The sequence below is a fragment of the Mesorhizobium sp. NZP2234 genome, from assembly GCF_013170765.1.
GTDB classification, from domain to species: domain Bacteria; phylum Pseudomonadota; class Alphaproteobacteria; order Rhizobiales; family Rhizobiaceae; genus Mesorhizobium; species Mesorhizobium loti_D.
This window is the reverse complement of sequence record NZ_CP033364.1, coordinates 5888700-5912336: the sequence shown is the minus strand read 5'-3', so window position 1 is coordinate 5912336 and position 23637 is coordinate 5888700. Positions and strand designations below refer to the sequence as shown.

Sequence of the window (23637 nt, the reverse complement as noted above, 5' to 3'; positions counted from 1 at the left end):
CGGACACCAGACAGGCAACGGACTTGGCGCAACGATCGGGCAGTGCTGATCTTCCACTTCACGGGGGACGCGTGCCGAAATGGCTGGGCGACCGCATGACGCGTCTTGGCGCCGTCATGTGCGAGGCGATCATTCATCACTACGGTCGCAACGAGCTGCTAAGGCGTCTGGCGCATCCATTCTGGTTCCAGTCCTTTGGCGCTGTGATGGGCATGGACTGGCATTCCTCCGGCATCACGACCAGCGTCGTCGGCGCCTTGAAACGCGGCCTGACACCGCTGTCGGGCGAACTCGGCATTCATGTCTGCGGCGGCCGTGGCGCGCATTCGCGCAAGACCCCGCATGAACTTGCCGCCATAGGCGAGCGGATCGGCTTCGACGGAGCACGCCTGGCAACCGTCAGCCGGCTGGTCGCCAAGGTGGACAGTGCCGCTGTTCAGGATGGCTTCGACCTCTATCTGCACGGTTTCATCGTCACCGATGACGGCGACTGGGTGGTGGTGCAGCAAGGCATGAACGGCGACAGCAAGGTGGCGCGCCGCTACCATTGGCTGTCGGAAGGACTGAAGAGTTTTGTCGATCGGCCGCACGCCGCGATCGAGGGCGCCAACCAGGGCGAGATCGTCAATCTGACCGACCATCGCGCCGAGGCCTCGCGCCAGGGACAGCTGGATCTGCTCCACGACCTTGGGCCGGACCGCATTCTGCGAGAGTTCGCTGCCTTGGACCCCGGCACCGCATCCGCTTCCGACCAGCCGCTGCTGCCGCATCTGGTCATGCCGGCCCACCACGATGTTCGCGAAAGCGATGTCGTGATGCGTCGTCTTCACGGGAACATGGCGGCCGCCGCCGAACGCGGCCCGGAAGATTTTTCCGAGCTTCTGCTGGTTCCCGGCGTGGGCGCGCGCACGGTGCGCGCGCTGGCCCTCGTCGCCGAAGTGGTGCATGGCGCGCCGTGCCGTTTTTCCGATCCCGGCCGGTTCTCGCTGGCACATGGCGGCAAGGACAGGCACCCGTTCCCTGTTCCGCTCAAGGTCTATGACGAGACGATCGGCGTGCTGAAGTCGGCCGTGCAAAAGGCCAAGCTCGGTCGAGAAGAAGAAGTCGGCGCGCTGAGGAGGCTCGACGATCAGTCGCGGCGGGTTGAGCGATACGTCACCGGCCCCAGCCTGAAGGAAATCATCGCCGGCGAATTCGACCAGTCGCATCTGCTTGGCGGCCGCAGTGTCTTTGGCTGGGAACCGGCGCCGGACAAGCCGGCGGAACGGAACAAGAGGGCATGAGGCCAGCCTGCCCTCTGCTGTCCGAACTCGGAAATCACTCGTCCAGGTCGATCAACGCCACGCCCAATTCCGGACGTCTGCTGCGGCGCAGGTGGCCGGGAGCCTCTACCAAGGTCATTTCGAGCGTCGGTTGCACGATGGCCTCGGGCAGGTGCCCGCCGCGGGTCGTGCCGTCACTCAATCCCAGCACCGTATGGATGTGGAGGCTAGGATTGCCGTCGTCGCCCAGCGCCACATCGCCGATAGCGCTCAGCACTTCGCATTGTTCGTCGATCGGGATTTTGCGGTACGTCTTCGCATTGGGGTCGAACCAGCCCACAATCGCTCTTTCAAAGGCGCCGATCGCTGTCAGTGAAGCACTGCCAACCCCCTGGTCGATCGCGAAGGAGGTCAGCGCGCCGAACGCTTCTTCGCCCGGGTCGAGCACGACGACGAATGTTCGCTGTCCGCTGGTCTCATTGACAAGCCGCGATTTCATGCCCGTGCTCTCATCGTGGCAGCCTTTCAAGACAAGCCAAGGGGCTAGTCGTCGAGGTCAATGGGCGTGATGCTCGGCATTCCGCTTGCGCGTTGCCGCGGCTTTCCTCGCCGATTCCGACCGGCTTGCGGCAGAGCGTGAGGCCGATGCATTGCCGCCGCTCTTGCCGCCCTTGTGTGCGGCCGGGTGGCCGGTATGCTTGCCGCGCCCGGAGCCGCCTTCCTTCTTGCCGCCGCCGTCGTCCTTGTTGACTGTAGCCCAGGCACGGCGTTCGGCCTCCTTCTCCGAGACGCCGCGCTTCTCGTAGCCTTCCGCAATATGGTCAGCTTTGCGTTCCTGCTTGTCGGTGTACTTCGATTTGTCGCCTCGTGGCATGGCGGTGTCTCCTGTTGAACAGGGTCTGAACGTGAAGCCGGCGGGTGAGTTCCAAGCGATGCCTGAAAAGCGCAATGAACAGGCAAGGCGGACGCGTTGCGCGCTAGTCTTCCGGTGCCGTGGCGGGAGCCGTGTAGCGGCGGCGCACTGCGTCAAGCACACGCTTGCGGCTCTCCTCGGCCGAGAGCTTTTTATCGTTCTCCGCCTCGGCGGTTTCGCGCGCCAGGTCCTTGTCCCTGATCTGATTGCGGAACCACTTGGAATAGTCGCCGGCACGCAGGTGGAACTCCCAGGTCTTGTCGTCGATGCCCTCGGCGATCTGAGCGAAAATCATCAGGTTGTGGGCTCTGAGATTCATTGCATCGTCGGGGCCGTGGAAATAGAAACTGCCCGCCTCATCGAGTTGCCCTTCGGCATATTTGCGGCTGTGCCGCTTGAGCGATTGGCGCGGCTCTATAACCTTGACCTTGGCGATCTTCTTGCGTTTCCGCGGTCGCCAGAACAGCACGCGCTCGCCCTTGGGCGACGCCATGTCCTTTGGCGGGTCGATGTCGGTCTCGCTGCAGAAGACCTTGATGACGTCCTTCGCCTTGGGACCAAGGGCGATGATCGCGGTCACCAGGCGCAGCGCGTCGGTCGAGATCGCTTCGGGATGCACTGTAATCAGAACCGTGCCCGGCAATTCCAGGGACAGGACCGCGCGTGTATCGTCGCGCCGCTTGGGCAGAAGATGGTGCGCTTCGTCGATGACGAGCCAGTGCGGCCTTGCCGTTCGACGCCGAAAACTGCCGAGGCCAGGCAGCAGGTCGGCGAAGAAGTCCGGTCGTTCATTGACGCGCAGCGCCAGCCCGTTGATGACGACATTGCTGTCGGCTTTCTCGATAAGGTCCAGCACTTGTGCCTTGGTCGGTGCGCTCGAACCGTCGCCCAGACGCACGGCACCTTCGAGGCCGTCATAATCGCCCTCGGGATCGAAGATGCAAAATTGAAACCCGCCTTCGACGAAGCGTTCCGTGAGCGCTGTGGCCAAGGTGGATTTGCCGATGCCGGAACTGCCGGCGATGAGGACCGTGTCCGTCGGCGACAGATAGATGTCGTCGCCGCCGGCGGCGCCGAGCGCGATGCCGTCATGTCGCCTTGGCAGGATGTCGTGGTCGCGCTTGATCAATCGGTCGACCAGTTCCTCCACGCCTTTCCCGCGTGCGCCACGCGTGACCAGGTTCGCCGTGGTCTTGACCGCGGCAATTGCATTGTCGACGGCGACGCTGCAGCCGCAAGCCTTCAGGAAGGCATGGTCATTCTCGGCGTCTCCGATACCGACGACATTGTGTGGCGACAGCCGAAGATCCTGCAGCGCCGCGGCCAGGCCGGTGGCCTTGTTGATGCCGCTTGGCAGGATCATCACCGCGCCCTTGTTGAAGATGATTTCCAGTTCCAGTCCCGTCTTCTTGATGATTTCGAGCACCGTCGCCTGATGCGGCTCCCAGGTGGCGACGATCGACCGGCCGACCGAAAGCGGCTTGACGCCCTGCTTCTTCAATCTGGCGACGAACTTAGGATCGGGCGACGGCGAGATCACCCGCTCTTCCTCACTTGCCGGCGTGTAGATCAGCGCTCCATTCTCGGCGACCACCTTGTCGAACAGGCCGATCTCGGGAAAGACGCGCTTGAGGTCTGGCAGTTCGCGCCCCGTGACGAGCACCAGCTTGCGGCCGCTTTTCTTGAACCGTTCAAGGGCAGCAAGCGTCTTCCTGGAGACGATCCCGTCATGCGCCAGCGTGCCGTCGTAATCCGTCGCCAAAGCGATGAAATACATTGCACGGGACCTCAATAGCCGCCGATCACGGGCAATATCTCGCCCGTGATGTAGCTCGAGCAATGCGGCGAGGCGAGAAACACGTAGGCCGGTGCGAGTTCTTCCGGCTGCGCAGGCCGCTTCATCGGTGTGTCCGCGCCGAACTTCGAAACATCGCCCGCGTCCTTGTCCGAAGGGTTGAGCGGGGTCCATACCGGGCCAGGTGCGACCGCGTTTACCCGTATGCCCTTGGCAAGGAGATTGCCGGAAAGGGCGCGCGTGAAGGCATGGATACCGCCCTTGGTCATGGAGTAGTCGACCAGTGTCTTCGACCCGTCTATGCCGGTGACAGAACCGGTGTTGATGATGGCCGAGCCCGACTTCATATGAGGGACCGCTTCCTGCGCCATATGGAAATAGCCGTAGAGGTTCGTCTTCAGCGTCGTGTCGAAATGCTCTTCGGTCAGTTCGCCGAATTCTTTTGAATGAATCTGGAATGCCGCGTTGTTGACCAGCACGTCGATACCGCCGAATGCCTTGACCGTTTGCTCCACCGCATTGCGGCACTGGTCGCGTTCGCTGACGTCGGCTTTCACCAGGATGCAGCGCCGCCCTTCCGATTCGACGGCGGATTTTGTCACCTTGGCATCCTTGTCCTCGGCCAGATAGACGATGGCGATGTCCGCGCCCTCGCGAGCGAACAGAACCGCCACCGAGCGGCCGATGCCGGAATCACCACCCGTGATGAGAGCAACCTTGTCTTCGAGCTTTTTCGACCCGAGGTAAAAGGGCGCATCGTAGAGCGGCGCCGGTTCGACCGCCCATTCATGCCCCGGTTTGGATTGGTGCTGTTCGGGGAAAGGCGGCTCCGGATATTTTCGGGCGCCGGCCTGCATGGCGTGCTCGGCCTTGCCGTTCTCCCTCGATCTGTCCTTGGCATCGATGCCGCGCTGAATGTGACGTTGCTTGGCGGCTTCGCTGGCTGTCTTCTGCATGGCTGTCTCCTCGGCTTCGAGGAAGAACAACGCATGTCAGGCAAAAAGGTTTGCGCAAAAAAGGCCATCATGCCGCTCGCGTCATGCCACGCGGCGGTAGCTGTAGTGATCGCGGATGAATTCATTGAAGAAGCGGCCTTTCGAGACGGCCTTCCTGAAAGCGGCATAGGTCGCCGGGGCAACATCCGCGTAATCGTAGCGATGGCCGCTCGGCACGAACCAGACGGAGAGGGTTCTGGTCGCGGGATCGTATTGTGTGTTCCGGATCGCGGTCGACGGCATGTTGGCAACCTGACTGCTCAGCCAGATAACCCGCCAGCCGCAGGCCCGGTTCCCTGCCTTTGCTCATCGCATCACCCGTCCGCACGCGGCAAGGGCTCCGTATTGCCTTGCGGTCCAGTCCTCACCATCTAGGCGGGATGTCGTCGCTCAAATCGAAAGCCACCGGCCGCACTCCGGTGCTCCAGCATGATCTCTTTGGTGCCGCGGAGGATCTGCCCGAAGGTTTTGCCTACCAGCCCGGATTGATCACGCCGCGGGAAGAGACGGAGCTTGCCCGGCATCTCGAAGGACTGCCGTTCCAGGCGTTCGATTTCCACGGCCATCTCGCAAACCGTCGGGTCGTCGGTTTCGGTCTGCGCTATGACTATGACCGTCGCGAAGTCGTCGAGGCGCTGCCGATCCCCGACTTCCTGCTGCCTTTGCGTGAGCAGGTCGCGGCCTTTGCGCACCGGCCTGCCGAGGCCTTCGCGCAGGTGCTGATCAATGAATACCGGCCTGGCGCCGGTATCGGCTGGCATCGCGACAAGCCCCATTTCGAGGATGTCGCCGGCGTTTCCCTGCTGGCGCCCTGCAGCTTTCGGCTGCGGCGAAAGCATGGTGACAAATGGGAGCGCCGGACCATCGTCGTCGAGCCACGGTCGGCCTATCTCATGACCGGCGCTTCACGCACGGAATGGGAGCACAGCATCCCGCCAGTAGCCGAACATCGTTACTCGATTACCGTGCGGACGTTGCGGCCTCGGAATCCCTGAGGTTTGCGCGGGGAGTTGTTCGCATCCATCTTGACATGAGTGCTCAACCCGGCCCGCGTGTTGCGGGCGGGTTGAGCAATGTCGTGCTAGGTCAGTATCAGCACGATCTTGTAGGTATCCGGATCGACGATGACGATCCGGCCGTCGGCGAGAACAAAATACTCGTAGGCCTCGTAGGCCGGAACGATCTTGACGATGCGAGCCGGCAAACGATGCAGCCTGATCTTGTGCCGCGGAACTTCGATGCCGACGGAGACGTCAAAGTTGACGCTGGCGACCGGCTCTACCTTCGTCTCCCTGAACACCTGGGTGATCTGGGTCTTCTGTTCGACCGTCACATTGTTGATGGACGCGGTCGAGGTCTTGTCCTGCGCGGAGGCCTTGCCCTGGGCCTGCTGATCGGTCTGGACCTTGGTCTTGTCCTGGGCCTGCTGGTTCGTGGTGGCGCCGGCCTTGCCCTGGGCCTGCTGGTCGGTCTGGACCTTGGTCTTGTCCTGGGCTTGCTGGTTCGTGGTGGCGCCGGCCTTGCCCTGGGCCTGCTGATCGGTCTGGACCTTGGCCTTATCCTGGGCCTGCTGGTCGGTCTTGGTGGCTGCCTTACCCTGCGCCTGCTCGTCCGTCTTCGTCTTGGCCTTGCCCTGAGCCTGCTGGTCAGTCTGGGACTTGGTACCCTGGGCCTGGTCCTTCATCTTCGTGCCGTTCTGGCAGTTGGTCGTGCCGGAAGCGCAGTTTGTGTCCGCTCCTGATTGGGTTTCGGCGGGCTGCTGCGTCTGAGCCATCGCCGTCCCGCAGCCGAGCCCGATCGCCAGCATGCTGGTCATGAGAACATGTTTCATAGGAAATCTCCTTCGGAGAGTTCGTCCCTTCAATGGAGAGAACTTCGGCCAAAAAAGATTGTTCCGAACGGGATGCGTTAATGCCACCCCCGATGGCCCGGGACCTTCATGGCGCTACTTCACACCAATGCCGGCGGTCAGGCCGCCATCGATCTTGTAGTCCGCGCCGGTGCAGAAGCCGGCCTTGGACGAGCACAGAAAAGCGATGAGTTCAGCCACTTCCTCCGGCTCGCCAATGCGGCCAAGCGGATGGGCGGCGCCGAAGCGCCTGTAGGCCTCTTCGACGTCGGCATCGCTGCCATGGTTGCCACGCGCGGCCTTTTCGAGAATCGGCGTGCGGATCGAGCCCGGGCTGACCGAATTCACCCTTATGCCTGATGCCGCGTAGTCGAGCGCCAGCGAGCGGGTCAGCGTGTGGATGGCCCCCTTGGTCGTGGCATAGGCGGCGACGTTCTGCTGGCAGGCGAAGCCTTGCACCGAGGCGACGTTGACGATGGCCCCGCCGCCGCGCTTGATCATTTCCGGAATGCCGAAATGGGCAGTGAGATAGATCGAGCCGACATTGACCGTCATCGCCCGGTTCCAGGTTTCCCAGTCGGTCGTCGTCGCGGTTCCGTAGGGATGCACCGCAGCGGAATTGACGATGACGTCGATGCCTCCGAATTTCGCGACGCCGGCCGCGACCGCGTCGCGCACCTGATCGGAAACGGAGACGTCGACCGTTTGCACCAGCGCGTCCGCTCCGGCCTTGGCAAGGCTTTCCTGAATGGCTGCATTGGCGGCCCGGTCGATGCCGCAGGCGATGATCGCCGCACCTCCTTGCGCCAGCCGTCTTGCGGTGGCGAGCGCGATGCCGGTCGTCCCTGTCACCAATGCCACCTTGCCGTCGAAATCCTTCATCGCGGGAGCTCCTTCATGCGCTATCAAACCCGGTTCTGAGTTTGACACTCATCGGAGTCAAACAATAGGTTGCCGGTCTCTCGCAAAAAGGAAAGTTGCAATGGAACAGTGTTGGCGCTGGTATGGCCCGGATGATCCGGTGACGCTTGAGCATGTCAGGCAGGCTGGTGCTACCGGTGTGGTTTCGGCGCTTCACCACATCTATGATGGCAGGGCCTGGCCTGAAGCCGATGTGCTCGAGCGCAAGCGCATCATCGAGGCCGCCGGCCTGACATGGTCTGTCGTCGAGAGCATCCCGGTCCACAATTCCTTCAAGATCGGCGCGCCCGAACGCGAGCGCTACGCCGGCTACTATCGCGACAGCATCCGCACGCTTGCCAAGGCCGGCATCAGGACGATCTGCTACAATTTCATGCCGGTGGTGGACTGGACGCGCACCGACCTCATGTATCGCCTGCCGACAACCGGCTATGCCTTGCGTTTCGATGCCATCGATTTTGCCGCCTATGACCTTTTCGTGCTGCAGCGCAAGAACGGCGCGGCCAGCTATACGCCGGCGCGTATCGCCGAGGCCGAGAAGCGCCTGAAGGCGCTGACGTCGGAGCAGGTCGACCAGATCGAGCGCAACCTCATCGCCGGCCTGCCGGCGACCGAGCGCAAGTATGACCGTGACAGTTTTCGCGAGGCTTTGGCGGAGTATGACGGGATCGGACCGAAGGAATTGCGCGACAACCTCGCCTGGTTCCTGCGCAAAATCATCCCGGTCGCCGAAGAGGAGGGGGTACGCATGTGCATCCACCCCGACGACCCGCCCTTCTCGCTCTACGGCCTGCCGCGCGTCGTTTCGACCGCGCAGGATGCGCGCTTCATCCTCAATGCCGTCGACAGCCCGGCCAATGGGCTGACCTTCTGCACCGGCTCCTACGGCACGCGCGCCGACAACGATATCGTCGCCATGATCAAGGAATTCGCCGACCGCATTCATTTCGTCCATCTGCGCAACATCACCATCGAGGAAGACGGCTCGTTCTACGAAGCCGAGCATCTCGAGGGCGGCACCGACATGGCGCGGGTCATTCTCGCGCTGATGCAGGAGGAGGCGCGCCGCCGCAAGGAAGGTCGCGCCGACTGGCGCATTCCGATGCGGCCGGACCATGGCCATCTGCTGGCCGACGATATCGGCAAGAAGAAGATCAATCCCGGCTACTCGCTGATCGGCCGGCTGAAAGGTCTCGCCGAACTGCGCGGCATCATGCGCGCCGTGGAGACGTTCGGGTTGGCCTGATCGAATCCGGCTCCTAGTGCAGGTGCCTGAGCTTGTCGGGATTGCGCACGACATAGATGGCCGCGATCTTGCCGTCCTCGATGTTGGCGCAGCCATTGATCCGCGAAGCACGCAGTCTCACCGGTTTGATGAGGTGGCGGCGGCTGAGAGCTCGATGCGCACCAAGCGGCGGCCCACCATCTGGCTCAAAGCCCGCATAAACTTGCGCGATATCTAATATGGGAGCAGAATTGAAGGCGTTTGAAGGAGAACGGCTCATAAGCAAATCGGGAGGAAACCATGAACAGCATGAGCCTCACCACGCTTGATCGCGGCAAGACGACAGTCGACGCCGCAGCCATCGAAGTGCTTTCCGCACAATTGCGCGGCACGCTGCTCCAGCATGGAGATGCCGCCTACAACGAAGTCCGCACCATCTGGAATGCCACGGTCGACCGACGGCCCGGGCTGATTGTGTGTTGCGTCGGCGCCTCCGACGTCATCCGTGCCGTGAATTTCGCCAGGGAAAACAGGCTTCTTGTCTCCGTGCGCGGCGGCGGCCATAACATTGCCGGCAGCGCCGTCTGCGACGGCGGTCTGATGATCGATCTGTCGCCGATGAAGTCGGTGCGGGTCGATCCCGCTACCCGGCGGGCATGGGTCGGGCCGGGCGCTACGCTTGCCGATGTCGACCGCGAAACGCAGGCTTTTGGGCTGGTGGTGCCGACAGGCATCAATTCGACCACCGGCATATCAGGCCTGACGCTGGGCGGTGGCTTTGGCTGGATCACCCGCAAATTCGGCCTGACCATCGACAATCTTGTCTCCGCCGATGTGGTCACCGCCGATGGCAGGTTGCTGCGGGCCAGCGAGACGGAAAATCCGGACTTGTTCTGGGCGCTGCGTGGCGGCGGCGGCAATTTCGGCATTGTCACGGCATTCGAGTTTCAGCTCCATCAGATGGGTCCGCAGGTTCTGTCGGGGCTTGTCGTCCATCCTTTCGCCGATGCCGAGAAGGTGCTGGAGGAGTATCGCAAGGCGCTCGAAACGGCGCCCGACGAACTGACCTGCTGGGTGGTCATGCGGCAAGCGCCGCCGCTGCCCTTCTTGCCGGCCGAGTGGCATGGCAAGGATGTTCTAGTGCTGGCCATGTGCTATTGCGGTGATCTCCAGGCAGGTGAAAAGGCGACGAAGAAGCTTCGCGCCATCGGCTCGCCGATTGCCGATGTCGTCGGCCCCAACCCGTTCACCGGCTGGCAGCAGGCATTCGACCCATTGCTCACCCCGGGCGCCCGCAACTACTGGAAGAGCCATGACTTCACCGAGCTTTCCGACAGGGCAGCCGAGATCGTCACCGAAGCGATACGTGAGCTTCCTGGGCCGGAATGCGAGATATTCATCGGCCATGTCGGCGGTGCGGCGGGCCGAGTGGCGCAGAACGCAACGGCGTTTCCGCAACGCAGCTCGCACTTCGTCATGAATGTCCATGCCCGCTGGCGCGAGCCGGCGATGGACAGGGCCTGCATCGGTTGGGCGCGCAGCCTCTATGAGGCCGCCAAACCCTATGCCGCCGGCACGGCCTATGTGAACTTCATGCCTGAAGACGAGGTCGACCGGGTCGAAGCGGCCTATGGCGGCAATTACCAGCGGCTTCTGGAGATCAAGCAGCGCTATGACCCGCTGAACCTGTTCCGCATGAACCAGAACTTGCGGCCGAAACAAAGCCAGCGCGCAGCCTGAGCCGCCCGCGTTGCAGTGACGAAAGGCCCGCGCCTCGGCCAGAGGCGCGGGCCTTTCGCATAGCCATGGGTCACGGCGCTTCCATTCATGCCTCGAGAGACAGGACCGACCCGCCAGCGCAAATTGATGGAGCGCCCGTTTCGCGTTCACCACATCATGAAGGAGGCGACGTCCGCATCCGAGACCCTGCCGGCGTTCACGTCGGCGATCGCCTGGTCGACGATCGCCACGCCCTCGGCCACTTCGTCCTCGGTCAATGTCAGCGGCGGCATGAATTCGAGCACATTGGCCTTCAGCCCGACATAGGTGAAGGCCGCGCCCAGCTCATAGCCGCGATAAATGATCTTGGCCGTGGTCGTGGCAGGCACCGGCACGCGGGTGACGCGGTCCCTGACCAGATCGATGCCGATGGCAAGGCCGCGGCCGCGCACATCACCGATGATCTCGTGCTTTGCGCCAAGCGCCCGCAGTGCGTCTGAGAACAGCGTGCCGATCCGCGCCGAGCGCCCGACCAGGCCTTCGCTCTCGATCGTCTTCAGCACCGCATTGCCTGCCGATGTCGCCACTGGATTGCCGGCGGTGGTCTGCAAGGCGAAGGCCGGCGCATGGTCCATGATCTCCTTTGGCCCGACCACGGCCGACAGCGGCAGCCCGCCGCCGATGCCCTTGCCGAACACGACAAGGTCCGGCGTCAGTCCCTCGTGCTGGAAGCAGTGCATCATGCCGCTGCGGGCAAGCCCGACCTTGACCTCGTCGACAACGATCCTGATGCCGTGTTTGCGGCAGCGCTCCTGCAGTGCTTTCAGGAACCCCGGCGGCGGCACGATCAGCCCGCCATCCGACATCAGCGGCTCGATGAACACCGCCGCGACCTGGTGCGGTGGGCAGGTGGTCTCGAATTGGTAGTCGAGCAGGGCAAGCACCTCCTCGCCGCTGAAGTTCGGCCGGAACGGATCGGGGTAGGGCAGCAGCACCACGCCCGGTCGCGGCAGCGTGTGCGTCATGGCGGTGTGGCCGCTGATGCCCATCGAGCCGGAGAGGTTGCCGTGATAGGAGCCGATGAAGGAGATGAAGCGCGAACGGCCGGTGGCCGCCTGCAGTACCCGCACCGCGCAGTCATTGGCGTCCGATCCGGAATGGCCGAACCAGACGCGTCGCTCTCCTTCTCCCGGTGTGATCGCGAGCAACCGCTCAGCCAGCGAGACGGCGGGCTCGTTCGGATAGAGCAGCAGGCTGGCGCCGGCCATGTTCCGGACCGAGGTCTCGACCGCCTCGACAACAGCCGGATGGCCATAGCCGAGCACCGCTGGGCCGGCCGATCCTGACAGGTCAAGCAGCGAGCGGCCGCCTTCCTCGATCAGCCTGTTGCCCTGACCTCCGACGACGCTGAGCGGCGAGAAGCGCAGCTTGCCGATCCGCGCGATTGTCGCGGCGTCGCGTTCGCGCAGGCTCGGATTGCTCACGAAACCGTCTCCGTCTCGTGTGCCGGCAGTGCCGCCGCAAGGCGGTCCGCCCACTCCTCGATGCCGGCCCTGTTTGCCAGCAGATCCTGCCGGATTTCGATAAGGACGGCGGGGATGCCGCGATCGTCGCCGTGAACGGGCACGGCGTAATCGGCGTCACGGCTGATCACATAGGGCACGTTGGCCGCGACATTGAGTGCCGTGTCGGTGCGCAGGCCCGAAAGAATCGCTTCGGCGAGACCGGCGGCATGCTCATGCAGCACACCCGCATGCCATGGCCTGGCGACACCCAGGAAGACCGGCGTGAAAGAGTGGATCGTCACGATCCGAGTCGACCGCCCTTCGGCTGCCCGTCGATCGAGATGTGCGGCCACCCGGTCATGGAACGGCGAAAACATGATTTTGGCGCGTCGGTCCCGTTCCGCCGCATCGATGCCGACGTTGCCGGGAATGCCGGTATCTTCCGACAGAACCGGGATGCTGCCTGGCGTGTGCAATGGCCGGTTGAGGTCGATCAGCAGCCGCGAATAGCCGCTGAGGAAGGCGGGCGCATCGAGCCGTGCCGACAAGAGGCGCGTCACCTCCGCGGCGCCGATATCCCAGGCGATGTGGCGTTGCAGATGGCTGGCATCGAGCCCGAGCTGCCGATACTCGGCTGGCATGTGGTTGGACGCATGCTCGCACAGCAGGACAATATCCGAGTGGCCGTGCTCGTTGAGAACCTCGACGGCGTCGGGCCAATCTTTTTCAGTCTGCGCAGTCATCAATAAAGCGTCCGGTAGAGATCGCAGATGGCTGCCGGGTCGAGGCCGGCCAGACGCTCGGCCTCATGTCGCTTCAGTCCGACAAAGGTATCGATGAAGACAGGCGCGAACCATCCCGTGACGGTCTTGTCGGCGAGAAGCGCGTCCAGCGCCGCCGGCAAGGTCTCGGGCAGCCGCACCAGGCCGAGCTTAGTCCGCTCCGCCTCGCTCATCAGGGTGGGGTCGCCGGTGACCAGCGGCGGCGATGGCAGGTCCGCCTTCAGCCCTTCCAGCCCGGCGCGGATGATCGCCGCCAGCGACAGGTAGGGGTTGCCGGTGGCGTCGGCTGCCCGGTATTCGACATTGTATTGCCGCGCGGGATCACGTCCGCCGATCGTCACCGTCGGACAGATGCGCAGTGATGCTTCGCGGTCGCGGTCGGCGAGCCAGGTGTAGGACGAGCTCCAGCTGTGCGGCTTCAGCCGGTAGAAGGAAGATACGCTCGAGGCCGTCATGGCGGTGATCGCCGGGAGGTGACGCAGCACGCCGGCACAGAAGGCGCCAGCCTTGGCTGACAGGCCGCCAGGTTGCGCCGCATCGTAGGTCACCGGCTTGCCGGCCTCGTCGACGAAGCTGAAGTGGATGTGCACACCGTTGCCGACGGCATTGGGCGCTGTCTTGGGTGCGAAGCTCGCGCGCCAGCCGGCATTGCGCGCCACTTCGCGCGTGATTTCACGGATGGCGACAGCGCGGTCGGCCGCCGTCAGCGCATCGGCGGGCTCGTGCGTCACTTCGAACTGTTCGTCGCCGAATTCGGCGATGACCACCTCGGGGCCGACGCCCGCCTCCTCCAGTGCCGCCATCAGATTGGGGGCGAACGGATCGGTGCGGCGCAGCGCGGCAAAGGACATCGAATGCGCCGGCGCGAAGCTGCCGCCGGCAATGTGGAACTCATGCTCGAAGGCGGCGATGACGGAAAGGCCGGTCGCCGCCTTCAGCTCCGCCAACGCATCCCTGAGCATGGTCCGCGTGCAGCCGAGCCAAGGGCTGCCGTCGAGCTCGACGATGTCGCCGGCCACCATGTCGAAGCGCGTCCCCGCTCCGGTCCGTTCGGTGCGGAAGCGCGCCTTGAGATCGGGGATCAGCCGCAGGTCGCCGGACGACCCCCAGGGATTGGGATCAACGATGGAATTGAACGGCGTCATCGACAGATTGGCCTGCAGCCAGCCGACACCGGTCGCTGCGGTCTTCTGCAGCCTGCTTTCGACAACGAAGCGGCCCCGCGTGACGGCGCAGAGATCCGTGGTGACGACGGCAACGAGGGGCTCGACGGTCGATGTCATGCCTTTTTTCCCAGGGCGTTGAAACGGTCGACGACGGTGTCGGTGTCGGTGACCCAGCAATAGCCGCCGAAGGCCTTCAGCGCGATGTCGTGGCGCTCCTGGGTGATCGTGGCGCAGGCGTCCGACACACAGGTGACGAGATAGCCGCGGTCGGCGCCATCGCGCACGGTCATGTCGACGCATTGGTCGGTCAGCACGCCGACCACGACAAGGTAGCGGATGCCGAGGTTCTTCAGGAGATAGTCGACATTGGTCGAGTTGAAGATGCCGGACGAGGTCTTCGGCAGCATGATCTCGTCGCCGACCGGCGCCAGCGATGCAACCGGCAGGCCCTCGGGGAGGCTCGGCGCGACATGGATCGGCGTCAGCTTGTGGTCGAGCGAGCGATCGCGGCCGTCTTCGGTCAGGCTCTGGATGATGGTGTGCAGCACCTCGACGCCATTGGCGCGCGCCGCCGCAAGCAGCCGCTCCTGGTTGGGGATCGTCTGCGAGGATGTCTTGCGATAGAAATAATGGTCGGGGCCGCGCTCCGGATGCGAGGGATCGGCGCCCGGTTCCAGCCAGATGCGCTGCATGTCGACGACCAGCAGCGCCGTCTCGCCGGCACGGAAGGCTTCGTCTCGCCTGGGTAAGGTTTGGGTCATGCTTTGTCGTCCTGCTTTGGTGATTTGGGTCCGGGTGTCTTGCGTGGTCCGGCTGCCTGGCGTGCGCCGTTCTCTTGCGGGTCGCTATCGAGCGTCACCGCGTTGGCGTGCCGCACTTTCTCGATCCTCTCGATGCGAGCCCGGGCGTCGTCGCCCAGCGTCGAAACGATGTGGGCGGTAAGCGCTTCCATCTGTGCGATTGCCGGCGCCAGCGTGTCGTAGGGCGAGGCGACTTCGAGCGGGCTGACGATCGTGACTTCGGCGAAATCCGATATCGGCGACAGCCATTGGTCGGTGAAAAGCAGGATGCGTACATCAAGCGCCGCTGCCTGGCTTGCATAGGCCATAACGTCGAGCTGGTAGCGGCGATAGTCGAAGACGACGAGCACGTCACGGCGGCCGAGGTCGGCCAGCGTGTCGAACGCCTGGGGGGAGAGCACGCCGAGATCGCGGACACCGGTGCGGAACTGCACGAGGTATCCGGCCAGCATGCCGGCGATGTGGCGGCTGAAACGGCCGCCGACCAGCACGATCTCTCCCTTGGCCTCCATCAAAAGGCGAGCGGCCCGCTCATAGGTCTGCACCGGCGTCGCGGCGGTGGCCTTCTGCAGGGCCGCTGTGACGGAATCGAGATAGGCGAGCACGGCGCTGTCGCTGGAGCCGCTTTGCCGCTTTGCCTCCATCATCAACAGCGGTGAATGCAGCCTGGCCTCGACTTCGGCCAGAAGCTTTGCCTGGAAGTCCGGAAAGCCTTCATAGCCGAGCTTGACCACCAGCCTGACCACGGTGGGATCGCTGACGCCGGCACGTCGGGCGAGCGACGAGGCGGTACCAAGGCCGGAGGTCGGATAGTCCGTCAACAGCAGCCGGACGATCTTCTCTTCCGATGGCGTCAGCGCCAGATCCCCGCGCATCAGAACATCGCGTATCGCCATTGGCCTCCCCGAAATAGGTGTTGGGCTCTTAGCCTCGTTATGTCGAGTTTATTACAGGGATTTTAATTCAGGTCAACAATGAAGAGATGTTGACATAGTCGGAAGAGTAGCCTTACCTTGTCGGAAAGCAGCCAAGAGACTGTGGGGAACAGCCATGCGAAACGGAAGCGACGTCATCGTCGTTGGTGCTGGAATTGTTGGATCGAGCACCGCCTATCATCTGGCCAAGGCCGGTGCGAATGTCTTGCTGGTCGAGCAGACCCATCCCGCTGGTGGTCCGTCAGGCAAGTCTTCGGCGCTGCTGCATGCATTCTACCTGATGCCGGAATTGTCGCAGCTTTCCATCCGTGGCCGCGAGATCCTGGTGTCGCTGCCCGAGATCGCGGGCGAGGGGTCCTTCGTCACCGAGATCGGCATGATGTGGGTCTGCGGCAACGACAACAAGGCGAGTTGGACAACGGCCGCCGAACGCATCCGCGGCGAGGGCGCGCGCATCGAGACCTTGTCGCCACAAGCGTTTGCCGATGCAGCGCCCGGCTTCGCGCTGGACAATGTCGCGCTGGCGCTGTGGGAACCGGAATTTGGCTATGCCGATGCCTTCGGCGCCACCAACGCCATCGCCCGCGCCGCCCGTGCCAACGGCGCTAAGATCCTGCAGAACACGCTTGTCGAAAACCTTCGGCGGCAGGGAGACCGCATCGCCGGCGTCACCTTGACCGATGGCACGGTGCTGGAGGCCGATACGGTTGTGCTGGCCGCCGGCCCATGGACGCGCCGCCTGCTGGCGACGGTGGGCCTCGATCTGCCGCTGCATGTCGAGCGTCATCCGATGGCCGTGCTCGACGCTGCCGGCCAGGCCCGCAAGGTGATGCCGTTCGCCTGGTGCGATGACATTTCCTGCAACTACGCTCGGCCCGACAATGACGGCGTCATCCTGGCCGGCACCTGGGCGGGCGGCGGCACTGGCCTGCGTCACGAGCACGCCGGCCGGCCGCGTTTCGTCGAGAACCCCGACGCCTACATGGAAGGCGTCGAAGAATCCGAATCAGTCGAGATTCTGGAGACCTTTGCTACCCGTGTGCCCGCAATGGCCGAGCTTGGCATCCGCCCTGGCTATGCCGGGCTCTACGATATGAGCCCCGACGATCTGCCGGTCATCGGCGCCATGCCCGGTGTCGAAGGTCTGGTCGTTTCGGCAGGGTCCTCAGGTCACGGTTTCAAGACCGGGCCGGCAGTCGGCGAGGCAATCGCCAAACTGGTAACCGAAGGCCCTCAGCCGATCCTGGCGCCGTTTTCGCTCAGCCGTTTCAAGGCCGCGTGATGGCGGCGGTTATGATGAGCGAGAGCAAGCCGCGCGGCTTCATGCCGGCCGCGTTCCGCAACGCCACGGCCGATGCCTTGTGCATGGTAGCGGTGCTGCTCTTGGTGGCGCTTGCCGCCTTCATCTTCGGCGGCGCCGCCATGCAGCGCGTCGTCACCTATGCCGCGATCATGCTGACGGCCGTGCTTGGGCTGCAGATTTTCTCCGGCAATAGCGGCATCGTCTCTTTCGGTCAGGCCGCCTTTGTCGGCCTTGGCGCCTACGCCACCGGCATTCTCACCATGCCGAGCGCGCTGCAGCGCACGGCGTTGCGCGATCTGCCGGAATTCCTTGCCGGGTACCAACTCTCCTTCTTCGCGGCGCTGGCCGTCGTCCTGGTTCTGGCTGTCGTCATCGGCCTGCTGACCGGCACGCCCTTGCTTCGACTGACCGGATCGAGTGCCTCGATCGCCACGCTCGCCATGCTGATCATCGTCTACACGCTGCTGGTCGCCGGGCGCGAGATCACCCGGGGCAGCCAGCCCTTCTACGGTGTGCCGCGAGAGGTCGGGCTGTGGACCGCCGCGGCGATCGCCTCGGTGGCGCTGATCGCGGCGAGGCTGTTCCGCGAGACCTCCTTCGGTCTTGCCACCCGCGCCGCCGCCAATGACGAGCGCGGCGCCGCCGCCGTCGGCGTCGACCAGCGCACCGCGCGGCTGGCCGCCTGGGTGGCGGGCGTGGTCGCCGCCATGGCCGCCGGCGCCATGATGGCACAGTTCCTCGGCGCGTTCTCGCCACGCGACTTCTATTTCGATCTCGGCTTCACCATGCTCGCCATGCTGATCGTCGGCGGCATGACCTCCTCGCTCGGCGCCTTCGCCGGCGTCATCGTCACCATCGTGGTGATCGAGGTGGTGCGCCGCTTCGAGGGCGGCGGCGAGGTACTCGGCCTGCATCTGCCGGTCCTCTTCGGCTTGACCCAGGGCGTGTTGGCCATCGCCATGATCCTTGTCATCTGGCGCCGGCCCACCGGCCTTTTCGGCGAGCATGAGCTCAACCTTCTGCGCCGGTCCGGGCGCCAGGCGGACATGGCTTCGGCCGCGGTGCCGCAACAGGTTGGTGTCGACCGGCTGGTGGCCGACCATCTGTCGCGTCGCTATGCCGGCGTCGTCGCGGTGGACGACGTCAGCTTGAGCTTCGAGACCGACAGCATCACCGGCATCATCGGACCCAACGGCGCCGGCAAGACGACACTGCTCAACATGCTGGCCGGCGATGTGCAACCCAGTGCGGGAACCGTGTCCGTCGGTGGCGTGGTGCGGCAGGCCTCGGCCTTTCGCTTTGCGCGATCGGGCATTGCCCGCACCTTCCAGAACATCCGCGTCTTTGCGCACATGACCGTGCTGGAAAACGTCGTCGTCGCCGCCCGCCAGGTCGAACCGGATCTCGGCCGCGCCGAGGCCGCCGCAATGCGCGAACTGTCCCGCATGGGCCTTGAGAAGTCAGCCGACCAGCCGGCGGCCCGGCTCGCCTACGGCCAGCGCCGTCGGTTGGAAGTGGCGCGCGCCCTGGCGCTCAAGCCGCGCTTCCTGCTGCTCGACGAGCCGGCGGCCGGCATGAACGCCGTCGAGACCGCAGAACTCGTCTCCATCCTGTCAGCGGTGCGCGCCGAGCGCCGTATCGGCGTCGTGCTGATCGAACACGACATGCGGCTGGTGATGAACCTTTGCGAGCGCATCGTCGTCATCGACCATGGCCGCGTCATCGCCGACGGCACGCCGGCCGATGTCCAGAACAACCCCGCCGTCATCGCCGCCTATCTCGGCAGCCGCACGGCGCGCGCCAAGACCGCGGCACCTGAAAACCAGCCCGCATAGACCGCAACGACGACAGCCAACGATAACAAATCCAGAAGGAGAACCGACATGCCAAGCCTCTATCGCCTCCACCGCGCTGCCCTGTGCGCGGCGGTGTCCGGCATCGCCGCCGTTTCGACGGCGAGTGCCGAGGAGATCATCATCGGTGCGGCGACCGCGCAGACCGGCGGCCTTGCCCCCTACGACCAGCCGGCCCTTGCCGGCTTGCGCATGTCGCTTGACGAGCTCAACGCCAAGGGCGGGCTCGGCGGCAAATACACCGTCAAGCTGCTGATCAAGGACACGCGCTCCGACACCGCGCAGACCGCCACCGTCGCCCAGGAACTGATCGACGCCGGCGCCAAGGTCATGATCACGCCCTGCGATGCCGATCCTTCGATCTCAGCCGGCCAGCTCACCCAGCCGCTCGGCATTCCGACCCTGACTTTGTGCGGCTCCGCTCCCGTGCTCACAGGTGCGGTCGGCGACGTCATGTTCGGCACCTATCCGGCCGACAACGTGCAGGCGACGGCGGTGGCCGATTTCGCCGTCTCCGAAGGCAAGAAGAAGGTGTTCCTGCTGACCTCGCCGGACTCCACCTATACCGCCAATCTGCCGGAATATTTCGGCAAGGTGTTCGAGAAGAAGGGCGGCGCCGTCGTCGGCCGCGGCACCTTCACAATGGGCCAGCCGGACTTCTCCGCCGAGATCACCAATATCAAAGGCCTAGCCGATAAGCCGGACCTGATCATGACGGCCGCCTATGAGCCGGATTTCCCGGCCTTCATCCAGCAATTGCGTGGCGCCGGCGTTACCATCCCGGTCTATGGAGCCGATGCCATCGGCACGCCGACCATCAAGGCCCTTGGCAAGCTCGTCGACGGCGTCGTCTATACCGCGGCCGGCTATGCCGAGCCGGGCAGCAAGCTCGAGGCCTTCAACGCCGCCTTCACCAAATATGCCGGCCACACGCCGGAATCGACCTATGAGGTCAATGGCTACGAGATCGGGCTGATCCTCGACCAGGCGGTGAAGACCGCCGGCTCCGATGATCCCAAGGCCATCCGCGACGCCATCGCCAACCTCAAGGATTTCGAAGGCATCACCGGCAAGATCACCTATGCCGGAACCGACCGCATGCCGCTCAGGCCCGTGGCGCTGATGCGCTACGACGGCGGCGAGGGCAAGCATGTCGAGACCCTGATCCCCGCCGCCGCCGACGTTCCCGCGCCGTGATGCCATGCTGAGCGTCGAAGCCCTGAAGATCCGGTACGGCGAAGTCGAGGCGGTGCGCCGTGTCGACCTCACCGTCGACAGCGGCGAGATCATCGCGCTGGTCGGCGCCAATGGCGCCGGCAAGAGCTCGACGCTCGGCGCCGTCGCCGGGCTGGTGCCGGCTGCGTCCGGCAAGGTGGTGTTCGACGGGGCCGACATCACGGGCCTAGCTCCGGAGGCCATCGCCCGCAAGGGGGTCGCGCTGGTTCCCGAAGGCCGTCGCATCTTCGCTAGCCTGACGGTCGCCGACAATCTGCGTCTCGGCGGCGCGGTGCATCAGCCGGCGGCCGAGGCGCGCGTGCGCGAGGAGGAGATGCTGGAGCTGTTTCCGATCCTGCGTCGCTACCACCGCGTCAAGGGCGGCAACCTGTCCGGCGGCGAGCAGCAGATGCTGGCCATCGCCCGCGCCTTGATGGGCAAGCCGCGCATGATACTGCTCGACGAGCCGTCGCTCGGCCTTGCCCCGCAACTGATCGACACCGTCTTCGACCTGATCGCCGAACTGCGCCGCAAGGGCCTGACCATCCTTCTGGTCGAGCAGAATGCGGCACTGGCGCTGGAAATCGCCGACCGCGCCGTCGTGCTTGCCAATGGCGAGGTGGTGCTGTCGGGCACGGCTAAAGAACTCGCCTCTTCGGACCTCGTCCGCCAAGCCTATCTGGGAGCTTAAGAAGCATGGTCGCGCAGCAGATCATCAATGCGGTCAGCCTCGGCGGCGTCTATGCGCTGCTGGCGCTCGGCCTGGCCATTGTCTTCTCCATCGTCGGCCTCATCAATTTCGCCCATGGCGAGCTGATGACGCTGTCGGGCTATGCGCTTCTGGCGTCGCTGGTGCTCGGCTTTCCCTTCCCGGTGGCCGTGCTTGTCGCCGTGTCCTGCGGCGCGCTCGCCGCTGTCGCCATGGAGCGCATCGCCTTCAGGCCGATGCGTGGCGCCAGCGTCACCAGTCTTCTGCTGACCAGTTTCGCCGTGTCGAGCCTTTTGAAAGTTATCTTCCAGAACGGTATTTCGGCCCGGCCGCAGGCCGTCGCCATGCCGGGCTGGATGACCGGCGCCTTCTCCTTCGGTGATTTCACCATCGGCGTCGGTCCCAGCATCTCGATTGTCGTCTCGGCGCTGGCGCTGATTGCGCTGGAGGTCTTCCTGCGCCGCTCGGTGACCGGCACAGCGATGCGCGCAGCGGCGGAGGATTTCGACGTCGTGCGCCTGATGGGCATTCCGGCCAGCCGCATCATCGCCACCGCTTTCCTGCTCTCCGGCTTGCTGGCGGGGTTGGCGGCCATGCTGTGGGTGGCGCAACGCGCCTCGGTCGATCCGCTGATGGGCTTCACGCCGGTGCTGAAAGCCTTCATCGCCGCCGTGGTCGGTGGCCTCGGCAGCCTGCCGGGGGCTGTCGCGGGCGGTTTCCTGCTCGGCATCATCGAGGTGCTGCTGCAGGCGACGCTGCCGGCGGCGATCGCGCCCTATCGCGACGCCATCGTGCTGTCGGGTGTCATCGCCGTGCTGCTGCTGCGGCCGCAAGGCTTGATCCCGGCGGTCCGGGTCCAGCGTAGCTAGAGCATGATCCCGAAAAGTGGGAATCGGTTTTCGGATAGGATCATGCTCAAACAAGAAGAAGCTTCATGTACAGCAAGCCGGAATTCGCGCCTTTGTCGCGCGACGCCGTGTTCGGCCTGATCGAGGCGGCCGCTTTCGCCACGGTGGTGACATCAGGGCCGCAAGGGCTCGTCGTCTCGCATCTGCCGTTCGTGCTCGACCGCACGCGGGGCGCAAACGGAACACTGGTCTCCCATCTCGCCAGGGCCAATCCGCACAACGAGCTGATTGCGCAGGGCCTGGAGACGGTAGCCGTCTTCCAGGGGCCGCATGGCTACATCTCGTCCTCCTGGTATCCGCGCAACCCGGTCCGCGACAGCGCTCCGACCTGGAATTTTGCCGTGGTGCATTGCCATGGCCGTCCGGTGCCGCTCGACGCGCACGCCACTGCCCGGCATTTGCTGCAACTGGTCGACGTACTGGAAAAGGATCGCGAGGACCGCTGGCGCATGCGCGAACTCGGTCCGGGCGGCATGGAACGGCGCATACCCCACATCATCGGCTTCGACCTGCCGATCGAACGGATCGAAGCCAAATTCAAGATGGGGCAGGATGAGCGCCTTCATGATACGGGCGGAGCCATCAGCGCGCTGGAGGAGAAAGATCCGGCGCTTGCCGCGATGATGAAGACGCACAACGCGCATCGCCAGGACTGACCGGAACGCCGGCAAGGAAAACAAAATGATCCCCAATCTCAACATCGTGCCGTTCGTCAGCGTCGACCACATGATGAAGCTGGTGCTGAAGATCGGCGTCGAACGCTTCCTCGTTGAGCTTGCCGGCTATATCGAGGATGATTTCCGCCGTTGGGACCTGTTCGACAAGACGCCGCGCGTCGCCTCGCATAGCGCCGAGGGCGTCATCGAACTGATGCCGACCAGCGACGGCGAGGTCTACGGCTTCAAATATGTCAACGGCCACCCCAAGAACATGCGCGAGGGCCGCCAGACCGTCACCGCCTTCGGCATGCTGGCCGATGTCCACAACGGCTATCCGGTGCTCTTGTCGGAAATGACCATCCTGACCGCGCTGCGCACGGCGGCGATGTCGGCTCTGGCGGCAAAACATCTGGCGCCGGCCGGCTCCCGCAGCATGGCGCTGATCGGCAATGGCGCCCAGGCCGAATTCCAGGCGCTGGCCTTCAAGGCGCTGCTCGGCATCGACACATTGCGCCTCTACGATATCGACCGTTCGGCGACCGAGAAATGCATCCGCAATCTGGCCGGGCTCGGCTTCGACATGACCGCCTGCACGACCGCGCAGGAGGCGGTCGAGGGCGCCGACATCATCACCACCGTCACCGCCGACAAGCAGTATGCCACCATTCTCACCGACAACATGGTCGGTTCCGGCGTCCACATCAACGCGGTCGGCGGAGACTGCCCGGGCAAGACCGAACTGCACCGCGATATCCTGCTGCGCTCCGATATTTTCGTCGAATATCCCCCGCAGACCCGCATCGAAGGCGAGATCCAGCAACTCGCACCGGATCATGAAGTCACTGAACTGTGGCAGGTCATATCAGGCGCCGTTAAGGGCCGGCGCGATACCGGCCAGATCACGCTGTTCGATTCCGTCGGCTTCGCCATCGAGGACTTTTCGGCACTGCGCTATGTCAGGGATCAGCTGAAGTCGACCGGCCTCTACCAGGAACTCGACATGCTGGCCGACCCCGATGAGCCGCGCGACCTGTTTGGCATGCTGTTGAGGGCGGCCCGGCAGGATTGATGGCGATTGGGCGCGCCCAACGCCTGTCTGTCATGGCATGATCGCGATCATCAT

Annotated in this window: 23 protein-coding genes; 11 read left to right on the top strand and 12 right to left on the bottom strand. The window is 64.2% G+C overall.

Annotated features, from left to right (window positions below; all coding sequences use genetic code 11):
- Positions 1 to 23 precede the first annotated feature (23 nt).
- Positions 24 to 1283, top strand: coding sequence for a DUF763 domain-containing protein (locus tag EB230_RS28755; protein ID WP_172374407.1), 1260 nt, complete (start codon positions 24 to 26; stop codon positions 1281 to 1283).
- Positions 1284 to 1317: 34 nt separating this feature from the next.
- Here EB230_RS28755 and EB230_RS28750 read toward each other — a convergent pair whose 3' ends face one another.
- The 5 genes from EB230_RS28750 to EB230_RS28730 all read right to left on the bottom strand — a co-directional run bounded on the left by EB230_RS28750 (position 1318) and on the right by EB230_RS28730 (position 5208).
- The gene (locus EB230_RS28750; protein ID WP_172374406.1) at positions 1318 to 1761 is read right to left on the bottom strand and encodes a PPC domain-containing DNA-binding protein; all 444 of its coding nucleotides are present in this window, start codon (positions 1759 to 1761) and stop codon (positions 1318 to 1320) included.
- A gap of 57 nt (positions 1762 to 1818) precedes the next feature.
- Positions 1819 to 2136 (bottom strand): hypothetical protein, encoded by a 318-nt coding sequence (locus EB230_RS28745; protein WP_056570559.1) that lies wholly within the window; start codon positions 2134 to 2136, stop codon positions 1819 to 1821.
- 103 nt (positions 2137 to 2239) lie between these two features.
- The gene (locus EB230_RS28740; RefSeq protein ID WP_172374405.1) at positions 2240 to 3952 is read right to left on the bottom strand and encodes an HAD-IIB family hydrolase; all 1713 of its coding nucleotides are present in this window, start codon (positions 3950 to 3952) and stop codon (positions 2240 to 2242) included.
- Positions 3953 to 3963: 11 nt separating this feature from the next.
- Positions 3964 to 4926: an SDR family oxidoreductase gene (locus tag EB230_RS28735; protein WP_172374404.1), complete on the bottom strand. Its 963-nt coding sequence runs from the start codon at positions 4924 to 4926 to the stop codon at positions 3964 to 3966.
- Between the two features lie 81 nt (positions 4927 to 5007).
- The gene (locus EB230_RS28730) at positions 5008 to 5208 is read right to left on the bottom strand and encodes a KTSC domain-containing protein (protein WP_172374403.1); all 201 of its coding nucleotides are present in this window, start codon (positions 5206 to 5208) and stop codon (positions 5008 to 5010) included.
- Between the two features lie 137 nt (positions 5209 to 5345).
- On the opposite strand from EB230_RS28730, the gene EB230_RS28725 reads away from it, so the two are divergent.
- Positions 5346 to 5960 carry an alpha-ketoglutarate-dependent dioxygenase AlkB gene (locus tag EB230_RS28725; RefSeq protein WP_172374402.1) on the top strand — a complete coding sequence of 205 codons (615 nt, stop codon included), beginning with the start codon at positions 5346 to 5348 and terminating at the stop codon, positions 5958 to 5960.
- Between the two features lie 86 nt (positions 5961 to 6046).
- On the opposite strand, the gene EB230_RS28720 is transcribed toward EB230_RS28725, so the two are convergent.
- Positions 6047 to 6796 (bottom strand): DUF1236 domain-containing protein, encoded by a 750-nt coding sequence (locus EB230_RS28720; protein WP_056565362.1) that lies wholly within the window; start codon positions 6794 to 6796, stop codon positions 6047 to 6049.
- Between the two features lie 114 nt (positions 6797 to 6910).
- Positions 6911 to 7696, bottom strand: coding sequence for an SDR family oxidoreductase (locus EB230_RS28715; RefSeq protein WP_065005795.1), 786 nt, complete (start codon positions 7694 to 7696; stop codon positions 6911 to 6913).
- Positions 7697 to 7796: 100 nt separating this feature from the next.
- Between EB230_RS28715 and uxuA the strand changes: the two genes are divergently transcribed.
- Both uxuA and EB230_RS28705 read left to right on the top strand, forming a co-directional pair.
- Entirely contained in the window at positions 7797 to 8981 is a 1185-nt protein-coding gene (gene uxuA / locus EB230_RS28710; protein WP_056565357.1) for a mannonate dehydratase, read from the top strand.
- 279 nt (positions 8982 to 9260) lie between these two features.
- Positions 9261 to 10700 (top strand): FAD-binding oxidoreductase, encoded by a 1440-nt coding sequence (locus tag EB230_RS28705; RefSeq protein ID WP_172374401.1) that lies wholly within the window; start codon positions 9261 to 9263, stop codon positions 10698 to 10700.
- Positions 10701 to 10846: 146 nt separating this feature from the next.
- Here the strand turns inward: EB230_RS28705 and EB230_RS28700 are convergent, their stop codons facing one another.
- Genes EB230_RS28700 through EB230_RS28680 form a run of 5 tightly spaced genes read right to left on the bottom strand, consistent with a single transcriptional unit; the run spans position 10847 to position 15828 of the window.
- The gene (locus EB230_RS28700) at positions 10847 to 12163 is read right to left on the bottom strand and encodes an aspartate aminotransferase family protein (RefSeq protein WP_172374400.1); all 1317 of its coding nucleotides are present in this window, start codon (positions 12161 to 12163) and stop codon (positions 10847 to 10849) included.
- Positions 12160 to 12927 (bottom strand): N-formylglutamate amidohydrolase, encoded by a 768-nt coding sequence (locus EB230_RS28695; RefSeq protein WP_056565348.1) that lies wholly within the window; start codon positions 12925 to 12927, stop codon positions 12160 to 12162. Before EB230_RS28695 ends, EB230_RS28700 begins: the two co-directional genes overlap by 4 nt.
- Positions 12927 to 14249, bottom strand: coding sequence for a glutamine synthetase family protein (locus tag EB230_RS28690; protein WP_172374399.1), 1323 nt, complete (start codon positions 14247 to 14249; stop codon positions 12927 to 12929). Before EB230_RS28690 ends, EB230_RS28695 begins: the two co-directional genes overlap by 1 nt.
- Complete coding sequence (locus EB230_RS28685; RefSeq protein WP_172374398.1) at positions 14246 to 14893, bottom strand: isochorismatase family cysteine hydrolase; 648 nt, start codon at positions 14891 to 14893, stop codon at positions 14246 to 14248. The genes EB230_RS28690 and EB230_RS28685 overlap by 4 nt, the downstream gene beginning before the upstream one ends.
- Entirely contained in the window at positions 14890 to 15828 is a 939-nt protein-coding gene (locus tag EB230_RS28680) for a MurR/RpiR family transcriptional regulator (RefSeq protein WP_172374397.1), read from the bottom strand. The genes EB230_RS28685 and EB230_RS28680 overlap by 4 nt, the downstream gene beginning before the upstream one ends.
- A gap of 154 nt (positions 15829 to 15982) precedes the next feature.
- Between EB230_RS28680 and EB230_RS28675 the strand changes: the two genes are divergently transcribed.
- The 7 genes from EB230_RS28675 to EB230_RS28645 all read left to right on the top strand — a co-directional run bounded on the left by EB230_RS28675 (position 15983) and on the right by EB230_RS28645 (position 23583).
- Positions 15983 to 17149, top strand: a complete 1167-nt coding sequence (locus tag EB230_RS28675) for an FAD-binding oxidoreductase (protein ID WP_172374396.1) — start codon at positions 15983 to 15985, stop codon at positions 17147 to 17149.
- Positions 17150 to 17160: 11 nt separating this feature from the next.
- Positions 17161 to 19005, top strand: a complete 1845-nt coding sequence (locus EB230_RS28670; protein ID WP_246738866.1) for a branched-chain amino acid ABC transporter ATP-binding protein/permease — start codon at positions 17161 to 17163, stop codon at positions 19003 to 19005.
- 48 nt (positions 19006 to 19053) lie between these two features.
- Complete coding sequence (locus EB230_RS28665; RefSeq protein ID WP_172374394.1) at positions 19054 to 20220, top strand: ABC transporter substrate-binding protein; 1167 nt, start codon at positions 19054 to 19056, stop codon at positions 20218 to 20220.
- A gap of 4 nt (positions 20221 to 20224) precedes the next feature.
- Entirely contained in the window at positions 20225 to 20929 is a 705-nt protein-coding gene (locus EB230_RS28660; protein ID WP_172374393.1) for an ABC transporter ATP-binding protein, read from the top strand.
- 5 nt (positions 20930 to 20934) lie between these two features.
- Entirely contained in the window at positions 20935 to 21816 is an 882-nt protein-coding gene (locus EB230_RS28655) for a branched-chain amino acid ABC transporter permease (protein WP_172374392.1), read from the top strand.
- A 65-nt stretch (positions 21817 to 21881) separates the two neighbouring features.
- Positions 21882 to 22511 (top strand): FMN-binding negative transcriptional regulator, encoded by a 630-nt coding sequence (locus EB230_RS28650; protein ID WP_172374391.1) that lies wholly within the window; start codon positions 21882 to 21884, stop codon positions 22509 to 22511.
- Positions 22512 to 22536: 25 nt separating this feature from the next.
- Positions 22537 to 23583: an ornithine cyclodeaminase gene (locus tag EB230_RS28645; RefSeq protein ID WP_056565318.1), complete on the top strand. Its 1047-nt coding sequence runs from the start codon at positions 22537 to 22539 to the stop codon at positions 23581 to 23583.
- Positions 23584 to 23637 lie beyond the last annotated feature (54 nt).

Bases quoted from the DNA above. Each gene is read 5' to 3' on its own strand.
- EB230_RS28690 (WP_172374399.1), bottom strand. From the start codon at position 14,249: ATGACATCGACCGTCGAGCCCCTCGTTGCCGTCGTCACCACGGATCTC.
- EB230_RS28715 (WP_065005795.1), bottom strand. From the start codon at position 7,696: ATGAAGGATTTCGACGGCAAGGTGGCATTGGTGACAGGGACGACCGGC.
- EB230_RS28730 (WP_172374403.1), bottom strand. From the start codon at position 5,208: ATGCCGTCGACCGCGATCCGGAACACACAATACGATCCCGCGACCAGA.
- EB230_RS28665 (WP_172374394.1), top strand. From the start codon at position 19,054: ATGCCAAGCCTCTATCGCCTCCACCGCGCTGCCCTGTGCGCGGCGGTG.
- EB230_RS28675 (WP_172374396.1), top strand. From the start codon at position 15,983: ATGCGAAACGGAAGCGACGTCATCGTCGTTGGTGCTGGAATTGTTGGA.
- EB230_RS28750 (WP_172374406.1), bottom strand. From the start codon at position 1,761: ATGAAATCGCGGCTTGTCAATGAGACCAGCGGACAGCGAACATTCGTC.
- EB230_RS28725 (WP_172374402.1), top strand. From the start codon at position 5,346: ATGTCGTCGCTCAAATCGAAAGCCACCGGCCGCACTCCGGTGCTCCAG.
- EB230_RS28720 (WP_056565362.1), bottom strand. From the start codon at position 6,796: ATGAAACATGTTCTCATGACCAGCATGCTGGCGATCGGGCTCGGCTGC.
- EB230_RS28745 (WP_056570559.1), bottom strand. From the start codon at position 2,136: ATGCCACGAGGCGACAAATCGAAGTACACCGACAAGCAGGAACGCAAA.
- EB230_RS28650 (WP_172374391.1), top strand. From the start codon at position 21,882: ATGTACAGCAAGCCGGAATTCGCGCCTTTGTCGCGCGACGCCGTGTTC.
- EB230_RS28645 (WP_056565318.1), top strand. From the start codon at position 22,537: ATGATCCCCAATCTCAACATCGTGCCGTTCGTCAGCGTCGACCACATG.
- EB230_RS28670 (WP_246738866.1), top strand. From the start codon at position 17,161: ATGATGAGCGAGAGCAAGCCGCGCGGCTTCATGCCGGCCGCGTTCCGC.
- uxuA (WP_056565357.1), top strand. From the start codon at position 7,797: ATGGAACAGTGTTGGCGCTGGTATGGCCCGGATGATCCGGTGACGCTT.
- EB230_RS28740 (WP_172374405.1), bottom strand. From the start codon at position 3,952: ATGTATTTCATCGCTTTGGCGACGGATTACGACGGCACGCTGGCGCAT.
- EB230_RS28660 (WP_172374393.1), top strand. From the start codon at position 20,225: ATGCTGAGCGTCGAAGCCCTGAAGATCCGGTACGGCGAAGTCGAGGCG.
- EB230_RS28655 (WP_172374392.1), top strand. From the start codon at position 20,935: ATGGTCGCGCAGCAGATCATCAATGCGGTCAGCCTCGGCGGCGTCTAT.
- EB230_RS28735 (WP_172374404.1), bottom strand. From the start codon at position 4,926: ATGCAGAAGACAGCCAGCGAAGCCGCCAAGCAACGTCACATTCAGCGC.
- EB230_RS28685 (WP_172374398.1), bottom strand. From the start codon at position 14,893: ATGACCCAAACCTTACCCAGGCGAGACGAAGCCTTCCGTGCCGGCGAG.
- EB230_RS28680 (WP_172374397.1), bottom strand. From the start codon at position 15,828: ATGGCGATACGCGATGTTCTGATGCGCGGGGATCTGGCGCTGACGCCA.
- EB230_RS28705 (WP_172374401.1), top strand. From the start codon at position 9,261: ATGAACAGCATGAGCCTCACCACGCTTGATCGCGGCAAGACGACAGTC.
- EB230_RS28695 (WP_056565348.1), bottom strand. From the start codon at position 12,927: ATGACTGCGCAGACTGAAAAAGATTGGCCCGACGCCGTCGAGGTTCTC.